Origin of the sequence: Streptomyces sp. NPDC056169 (genome assembly GCF_042268445.1) — a bacterium.
Lineage (GTDB): Bacteria > Actinomycetota > Actinomycetes > Streptomycetales > Streptomycetaceae > Streptomyces.
This window is the reverse complement of record NZ_JBHJUO010000047.1, coordinates 1-7951: the sequence shown is the minus strand read 5'-3', so window position 1 is coordinate 7951 and position 7951 is coordinate 1. Positions and strand designations below refer to the sequence as shown.

General features: G+C 70.2%; 7 protein-coding genes and 1 pseudogene. All 8 read left to right on the top strand.

Annotated features, from left to right (window positions below):
• A pseudogene (locus ACFC0G_RS39420) lies at window positions 1-2523 on the top strand (hypothetical protein); the annotation flags it as partial.
• A 13-nt stretch (window positions 2524-2536) separates the two neighbouring features.
• Entirely contained in the window at window positions 2537-3406 is an 870-nt protein-coding gene (locus ACFC0G_RS39415; RefSeq protein WP_375989029.1) for a hypothetical protein, read from the top strand.
• A gap of 13 nt (window positions 3407-3419) precedes the next feature.
• Window positions 3420-4439, top strand: coding sequence for a hypothetical protein (locus ACFC0G_RS39410; protein WP_375989033.1), 1020 nt, complete (start codon window positions 3420-3422; stop codon window positions 4437-4439).
• Window positions 4436-5515, top strand: a complete 1080-nt coding sequence (locus ACFC0G_RS39405; RefSeq protein WP_375989036.1) for a hypothetical protein — start codon at window positions 4436-4438, stop codon at window positions 5513-5515. The genes ACFC0G_RS39410 and ACFC0G_RS39405 overlap by 4 nt, the downstream gene beginning before the upstream one ends.
• Window positions 5516-6217, top strand: a complete 702-nt coding sequence (locus tag ACFC0G_RS39400) for a hypothetical protein (protein ID WP_375989039.1) — start codon at window positions 5516-5518, stop codon at window positions 6215-6217.
• A gap of 19 nt (window positions 6218-6236) precedes the next feature.
• Complete coding sequence (locus ACFC0G_RS39395; RefSeq protein ID WP_375847217.1) at window positions 6237-6461, top strand: hypothetical protein; 225 nt, start codon at window positions 6237-6239, stop codon at window positions 6459-6461.
• Between the two features lie 67 nt (window positions 6462-6528).
• The gene (locus tag ACFC0G_RS39390; protein ID WP_376085959.1) at window positions 6529-7467 is read left to right on the top strand and encodes a peptidoglycan-binding protein; all 939 of its coding nucleotides are present in this window, start codon (window positions 6529-6531) and stop codon (window positions 7465-7467) included.
• A 14-nt stretch (window positions 7468-7481) separates the two neighbouring features.
• Entirely contained in the window at window positions 7482-7742 is a 261-nt protein-coding gene (locus tag ACFC0G_RS39385; RefSeq protein ID WP_375847219.1) for a hypothetical protein, read from the top strand.
• Window positions 7743-7951 lie beyond the last annotated feature (209 nt).

Below are 7951 nucleotides of genomic sequence, written 5' to 3'. Positions count from 1 at the left end.
GCCTTCAACCGTCTGGCCAAGGAGGCTGAGGCGCAGGGCACGAGCACGGAGAAGCTGCGCACTCTGCTGCCCGGCTACGCGGACGCCCTGACTGCGACCGACACGCAGACCAAGCTGTCGGCCGACTCGCAGGCCGAGTTGGCGAAGCAGCTCGGTATGTCGGCTGACGAGATGGCGGACCAGCGCAGCGAGGCGGAGAAGCTGAGCGACGCCCTCAACAAGCTGAACGGCACGGCGATCTCCACGGCCGAGCGTGAGATCTCCTTCCGGCAGTCGCTGGCCGACCTGACCAAGACGGTCAAGGAGAACGGCAAGTCGCTGGACGTCACCAGCGAGAAGGGCCGGAAGGTAAAGGGCGCATTCCTCGACGCGGCCAAGGCCGCGCAGGAGCACGCCCAGGCTGTCGCCGAGCAGAAGAACAGCCAGGCGGCCGGGCAGAAGGTCCTGGAGAAGGACATCAGCCTGCTCAGGAAGCAGATGGCTGCCGCTGGCTTCAGCTCGGACGCCATCGACAAGCTCACCGCGGCGTACCTGAAGCTGCCCGGCAAGGTGGAGACGAAGGTCGACGCCAAGACTGAGGCGGCGGCCAAGGACCTGGAGACGGTCAAGAAGAAGCTGGCCGAGACCAAGAGCAAGAAGATCACGGTCGACGCTCTGACCAAGGAAGGTCAGAAGCAGCTCGAAGACCTCGGCTTCAAGATCAAGCACACCAAGGGCAAGAAGGTCGAGATCACCGTCCCGACCGGCAGCCAGAAGGCCGCCGTGGACGCCCTGCGCCGGGCCATCGAGGCACTGCACGACAAGTCCGTCACGATCACCACGTACCGGCAGGAGATCGCCAGCAAGAACACGTCCGGTCGCCCCTCCACGGGCGAGGGCGGCGTCTCCAAGTACGCCCGCGGCGGTCTCGCGTTCTTCGCTGGCGGCGCCGAGAACCACATCGCGCAGATCGCCCGGCCGGGCGAGTGGCGGATGTGGGCGGAACCGGAGACTGGCGGCGAGGCGTACATCCCGCTCGCCCGTTCCAAGCGTCCTCGGTCCCGGCAGATCGCCGCTGAGACGGTGAAGAGGCTGGGCGGCTCGGTCCAGTGGTTCGCCTCCGGTGGCATCCCCGGCTTCACGTACACGCCGACCGGTCAGCCTGTCCTCGGTGGGCCGTCGGACGCCAAGGGCCGGTACGACAAGGCCTTGGAAGCGCTGCGCAAGGCGTGGGCTGACCTCGCCGAGGCCCAGAAGAAGGCCGCGGCCGGGTCGAAGGCGTACAAGGAAGCGCAGAAGAAGGAAGCGCAGACCAGGAAGGACTCCGCCCGCAAGGTCGCGCAGGCGGAGAAGCACCTGGCGGATGTCCGCAGGGGCAAGCACACCGCGAAGCAGCTCGCCGCAGCCGAGAAGCAGCTCGCGAATGCCCGGTACAACGCAGCGAAGTCGAACAACGCCGCGGCGGCCCGGACGAAGAAGGCCCAGGACGCGGCTGGGGCCAAGTCCAAGGACGTCGCGGCGGCGCGGAGGAAGGTGTACGAGGCCGACGCGGCTCTGGGGTTGAAGAAGGGCGCCAAGGCACCGACCGCCTTCAACCTGAAGGGCTACGAGCTGCAGCTCAACAAGTCCGTGGCCGCGACGGAGTTGTGGCGGAAGAACCTCGACAAGATCGGCAAGCGGGGCGGCAGGGAACTCCAGGCGATGCTGGAGGGCATGGGCGAGGAAGGCTACGCCCTGGTCAACGCTCTGGCGGGTGCGAGCGACAAGCAGTTCAAGTCGATTGTGTCCAAGCTCCAGAAGACGGGCGAGCTGGCGAAGGCGACCCTGGCTGACTTCACCAAGCAGCTCGGCGCGTCAACCAAGGAGAGCCAGCAATTCGCGGCCGACCTCCAGAAGCTGGCCGCGCAGGGCTTCGGCGATCTCGCCCAGGCCCTCGCCGCGCAGGGCGACGCCAACGCCATGACGCTCGCCCACCAGGCCGCCAGCGACAGCAAGGCCGCTGCGACAGCGAACAAGGCGGTCGGCACGGCGCAGTCCACGCTCACCGGCGAGGACCTCGCGAACGCGCTGACCCTGCTGACCACGCTGCGCGGCGGCAACGGCCGAGGCTTCGCCGACCTGATCGCGGCGGGCCTGGACGTGGCCACCATCCGCGCCCTGGTCCCGAAGATGACCGCCCAGATCAGCAGCCTGCCGTCCGCGAACAAGGACGTCTTCGTCCGGCAGTGGGTGCAGCAGGGCGGGAAGGCCATGGCCGCCGGCGGGATCCTCACCCGGCCCACGATGGTCCTCGGCGGCGAGGCCGGAGACGTCGAGTCGTGGATCCCGTGGAACAGCAGCGCCCGCTCCCGGGCGCTGCTGGCCAAGACGGCGTCCGCGATGGGCTACCAGCTGGTGCCCGCCGGCCGGTACGGGCCGGGACCGTCCACGGCCGCCGCCGCCCGCGAGGCGACGAAGCAGATCACGGTGAACCTGTACGGCGCCAAGCAGTCCACGGCCGAGCAGGCGCACGACGTCGCCCGGCACATGTCGTTCGTCGGCTGAGAAGGAGGCACGGATGCCGAACACGCCGGGCGCCGTCCTGGACGGTCTGCGGGCCACCCTGGGCGGCGTCGACCTGGGCACGGTCGACGGCGACGGGGTGGCCTGGCGCCTGCAGACCCTGGAGGGCTGGGACTCCCCGGACCTCCGCAGCGAGATGACCGACCGCGAGGGCGACCACGGGGCCTGGGCGGGCCCGGTCTACCTCGGCGCCCGACCGATCACCCTCGGCGGGACGATCGTCGCCCCGTCGCAGGCCGCGCTGGAGGAGGCGATGGAGCGGCTGCGGGTGGCGGCCGGGCTGACGGACACGCTGCTGACGGTGTGGGAGACCATCCCGAAGCAGGCCACGGTTCGCCGCTCGGGCAAGCCGCTGATGCAGTACATCACCGACACGCGGGCGACGTACTCGGTGATGGTGACGGCCGCCGACCCGCGCCGCTACTCCACCACGCTGCAGTCGGGCACGGCTGGCCTGCCGTTCACCACGGGCGGCCTGACCCCGCCGCTGACACCACCTCTGACCAGCAACGCGGTCACGGTGTCCGGAGAGATCATGGCTACCAACGCTGGCACGTTCGGCACGCGCCCGGTGTTCGTCATCACCGGCCCAGTGACCGGGCCACAGATCATCACGCAGATGCCCGACGGGTCGGTCCTGCCATTGATCTACTCGCAGGACCTGTACACCGGCGACCAGCTCGTCATCGACACGGACGCCAAGACGTGCCGCATCAACAACAGCGCGTCCCGCCGCCGCTTCCTAACGGTCCCCAGCGGCTGGCCCCTCATCCCCGCCAGGGCCGCCGCTGCTGTCCAGTTCCGGGCCCAGTCCTACAGCGCCAGCGCTCTTCTGACGGCCCGCTGGCGTTCCGCCTGGATATGAAAGGAGGCCGCCCATGGTCGCGGTCAACCCCTCTTGGATCGACGGCCTTCCCGTCGACGCCATGCGTGCGCGTCGCATCGACTCGCTGATGGTGATGAATAACGGCAGCCACCCACTCGGCGCCCGCACGGGCATCCTCCCCGGCTCGGGCGGTTTCACCGTCACGGTGTCCGGTACCACGATCACCGTAGGCACCGGCATTGCGAGCCTCTACTACGCCGAGCAGGGCGTCTACCGGGTCGCCATGACGTCCACGTCCAACCTGACCCTGGACGCGGCGCACGCGACACTGTCCCGCATCGACCTGGTGTACCTGCGCGTGTGGGACAACGCCGTCGACGGATCTGGGCAGGCCAAGGCTGACGTGGTGTACCTGCCGGGCACTCCGTCATCGACGCCGAGCGCGCCGACTCCGTCGGGAACCGTGATCTATATGCGGCTGGCGCACATCACGGTGCCGGCAGTCGGCGGCGGTTCCCCCAGCGTCAACAACACGGTCACGCCGGTGACAGTGGCGGCTGGCGGCATCGTGCCGGACGCCAGTGCCGCCGGCTTCTACGTCGGCCAGTACCGCGACAACGGTACGAACCTGCAACGCTGGACCGGTACGGCGTGGGAGACGATGCAGAAGGTCGACACCGTCGGCTGGACCACTCCAACGCTGGGCACCGGTTACGCGCAGGGCAACGCCACGAACGGGAACGGCAACGGGCCCATCCGGTACCGGACGTACGTCGACCGAGGCACCACGTACATTGAGTGGGACGGCGGCGCCAACCGCACTGCTGGCGCCCAGACCGTGAACATCCTGAATGCGGCCCTGGCTGCGGCGCTGCGGCCCACGTACCGGGCGACCGTCGTCGTCGCCCGCAACGTCACGAGCATCACCGGAGTCTCCAACTCCTCGTCCGTCGTCCACTCCATGCTCGTCAACTTCAACCCGGACGGGACCGTCAGCCTCGGCGGCCAGGACGCAGGCAACACGGAAGCGGTCTGGTTCACCCTGCGCGGCATCCGGTACCCGCTGTCGTGACCGCCGTCGAACTCGCCTGGTACGGCTGTGATCTGCGCACCGGCGGCATCGTGGAGGACCTGCCCTCGCTCAAACCGACCGGGGCCCTGTCCCGCAGGCTGGGAGCGCAGACCACGCTCCAGTTCGAGCTGGCACTGGACGGCGCCCCCGCTGACTGGGAATCGGCGACGGCACCAGGACGGTCTCTGATCGTGGCCGTCGACACCGCCACCGACATTCCCGTATGGGCGGGCGCCGCCCTGCCACGTGACGCCGGAAGCGCCAGCACCGCGCAGCTCGGGGCGGCCACCCTGGAGGCCTACCTCGACGCCCGCTACCCGGGCACGCAGACGATGCTCACCGTCGACCAGGCGACCGTCTGCGCGAACCTGATCACGCCCGCGCTGGCGGGCGGCCCACCCCTCGTCATCGACGCCGTGCCGACCGGCACGGCCATCGACTACCTGACCAGCGACGGCGACGACAAGACCATCCTGTCCTGCCTCACCGAGGTGATGGGCCTGGACGGCGGGCCCGAGTGGACGGTGGATGCCGTCTGGAACAGCAGGCATGACGGGTTCGTGTTCCCCGTCCGGATCCGCTCCACGATCGGCACCCAAGCCGCCGAGCCCGAGGCCGTGTTCGACTACCCGGGAGGCGTGGCCGAGTACACGCTGAGCGAGTCCTACGAGCGGGGCAAGGGCGCGACCCGTGTTATCGCCCGCGGTGAGGGCGAAGGACCGGACCGGCTCACCTCACCGCCGCGGGAAGCGACGCAACTCATCGCGGGCGGCTGGCCGATCTGGGAATACCGCTTCACCCCCGCAACAGGGGTCACCGACCCGGACCAGCTGGACGGCAACGCGGCCAAGGAACTCGCGCTGATGGCGCAGGGCGCGCAGGTGTGGAGCATTCAAGGGGTTGCCTCCGCGTGCCCGCGGCTCGGCAGGGACTGGGCACTGGGCGACTCGATCCGGCTGAGCATCGAGTCCTCAAGGCGACATCCGGCCGGCGCCGACGTGGTGGCCCGCTGCTGGGCGTGGGAGTTGGAGCCGGGCGCGGACCGGGTCCGGCCGATCCTGGTAGAGGAGGGCTGAATGCCACGCCAACTGGACCAGCTACCCGCCGACGCGACGAGTCTGGCCCGCCGGGTCCAGGATCTGGAGCGGCAAGTCAGAGAGTTGCGGGCCGCGCGGCGGCTGTCGTCGGCGGCCGTCGGAACGCTGCGGCTGTACGCCGGGGACGGGACGGTCCTCGCCGAGCTCGGGACGGACGGCGGCGGCGGTGCCGGGCTGTGGACCCGCGGCGGCAGGCAGTCCGCCCGGCTCAGCGACGGCCGCCTCACATTCCGTCCGGTCGAGGACGGCCTGGTGGCGGTCCCGGCGAGCGTCGACTACGACACGGCCCAGTCCTCCGTCCTGACCCTCGCGTCAGGGGCGGTGGAAGCCGGGGACCGCAGGGCCCTGCTTGCCCTGGAGTCCGGCCCCGGTGGCACCAACCCCCGCGCGTCCGTGCAGGGGGTGCTCACGGCCAGCAACATCGTCACCGGCACCGCCACCATCACCCCGTCCGCTGCCAATGCGCCCACGAGCCTCACCGTTGCCGGGCTGAACATCACGGGTACGAACCTGCGGGCCTACGCGACGGCCATCGACTCGTCCGTGGGCACCAACAACCTCAACAACGGCGTCTCTGGCGTCGGCGTCACCGACATCACCAACGCCAGCATCAAACTCTGGATCACCCGCGCGACTGTCACACCGGCCGTGACCGTTCACTGGATGGTCATCGCGTCCTGACCGCCCATTTGGGAGTGCTATGAGTGCCGAGGCGTATGAGACGCCGGACGTCGACTGCCAGCTGGTCTGCCACACCGAGGGCTGCCCCAACAACGGCAGAGTCCTCGTTGCTGGCCTGTCGGTGAACACGGACGGCATCTGGCGTGCCGCGTGCGGGCTGTGCGATCAGCCCATCACCGACATCGTCCCGATCGGCCCGGCCCCAGAGGAACCGGACCCCGCCGGGGACCCGGCCACCGCCTGACCCCCTCTCTTCCCTGCCCGCCCCGAGCCGACCGGCCGGGGCCTTTCTCATGCTCGGAGAACCGATGATGGCTACCCCCCTTACCGCCAGTCAGATGCTGACGGCGCTGATCGCCGAGGGCCTGGACACCAAGGAACGCTCCGGCTGGCGCACACACGACCGCGGCAACCGGGGCGACGGATGGGGCCCCGTGCACGGCGTGATGATCCACCACACGGGCGGCACAGCCCCGTCGGACGGGGAGATCGTGTGGTCGGGCCGCGCCGACCTGCCGGGGCCGTGCGCGCACGCCTACCTGGCCAAGGACGGCACGCTGACCCTGACGAGCGCGGGCCGGGCGAACCACGCCGGGGGAGGCGACCCGGCCGTCCTCTCCGCCGTTATCGCCGAGTCCTACACCACCCGCCCACCGGCCCCGCACAAGCACGACGGCTCGCCGGGCGCGCAGGACGGCAACGCGCGCTTCTACGGGCTGGAGGTGAGCGACCGCGGGACGGGCTCGGCATGGCCGGCCGCCCAGTACGAGGCGGCGGTGCGCTGGGCGACGGCCATCTGCCGGGCCCACGGCTGGACCGCCAAGTCGGTGATCGGCCACAAGGAATGGAGCGATTGGAAGCCGGACCCGGCGGCTTTCGACATGGCCGTCTTCCGTCGGGACGTGCAGGCCAGGCTCGACGCCAGCACCAAGCCCAAGCCGCCGACAGCGTCGGCGCCTGCTCCGGCCAAGCCTGCCGCGCCGCAGTGCGAGCCGTACCCGGGCGAGGCCTTCTTCGTGAAGAACGGCCGGCCCGCCCTCGGCAAGGTCTCGAAGGTCTTCGAGGCGATGGGGAAGCGGCTCGTCGCGGTCGGCTGCGGCCGGTACAAGGTCGGCCCCGGCCCGACGCTCGGTCAGGCCGACGTCGACAGCTACGAAGCCTGGCAAAGGAAGTGCGGGTACAGCGGGGCTGCGGCGGCATGGCCGCCCGGCCCGACCACCTGGAACAAGCTCCAAGTCCCCAAGTCCTGATGGAAGGGAAGCCCATGAACCAGCCGATCCACCTGCCCGGCTCCGAGACCGTCGTGAAGAACGCCGGCACCTACGGCCGCGACCTCCTCGAACGCGTCCTCTCCACGTTCCTCCAGGCGGCCATCGGCGGCATCGTCATCACCCAGCCGCTCGACGGCAGCATGTGGTACGCGGCCGGGGCCGGTGGTGTCGGTGCCGTCCTCGCCCTCGGCAAGGGCCTCGTCGCCCGCGGTCGGGACGTCACCAACAGCGCGTCGCTGGCCAAGGGCGTCTGATGTCGGCCGCGGCGGTCCGGCGGCTCACTCGACGACTGCCGCGGCGCCCTGCTCACCCCTCACTGCACCATCGGAGGTCCTGCGTGGACGCTGCGCAGCTCGGCGCCGTCGGAGCCATCGCCGTCGGGCTCGCATCCGCGGTCGGCGCACTGATTGGGCAGCGGGGCGCGAATAGGGCCTCGCAGTCCGGCGCCGTCCTCGGCGGCTAC

Bases quoted from the DNA above. Each gene is read 5' to 3' on its own strand.
- ACFC0G_RS39415 (WP_375989029.1), top strand. From the start codon at position 2,537: ATGCCGAACACGCCGGGCGCCGTCCTGGACGGTCTGCGGGCCACCCTG.
- ACFC0G_RS39400 (WP_375989039.1), top strand. From the start codon at position 5,516: ATGCCACGCCAACTGGACCAGCTACCCGCCGACGCGACGAGTCTGGCC.
- ACFC0G_RS39390 (WP_376085959.1), top strand. From the start codon at position 6,529: ATGGCTACCCCCCTTACCGCCAGTCAGATGCTGACGGCGCTGATCGCC.
- ACFC0G_RS39395 (WP_375847217.1), top strand. From the start codon at position 6,237: ATGAGTGCCGAGGCGTATGAGACGCCGGACGTCGACTGCCAGCTGGTC.
- ACFC0G_RS39385 (WP_375847219.1), top strand. From the start codon at position 7,482: ATGAACCAGCCGATCCACCTGCCCGGCTCCGAGACCGTCGTGAAGAAC.
- ACFC0G_RS39410 (WP_375989033.1), top strand. From the start codon at position 3,420: ATGGTCGCGGTCAACCCCTCTTGGATCGACGGCCTTCCCGTCGACGCC.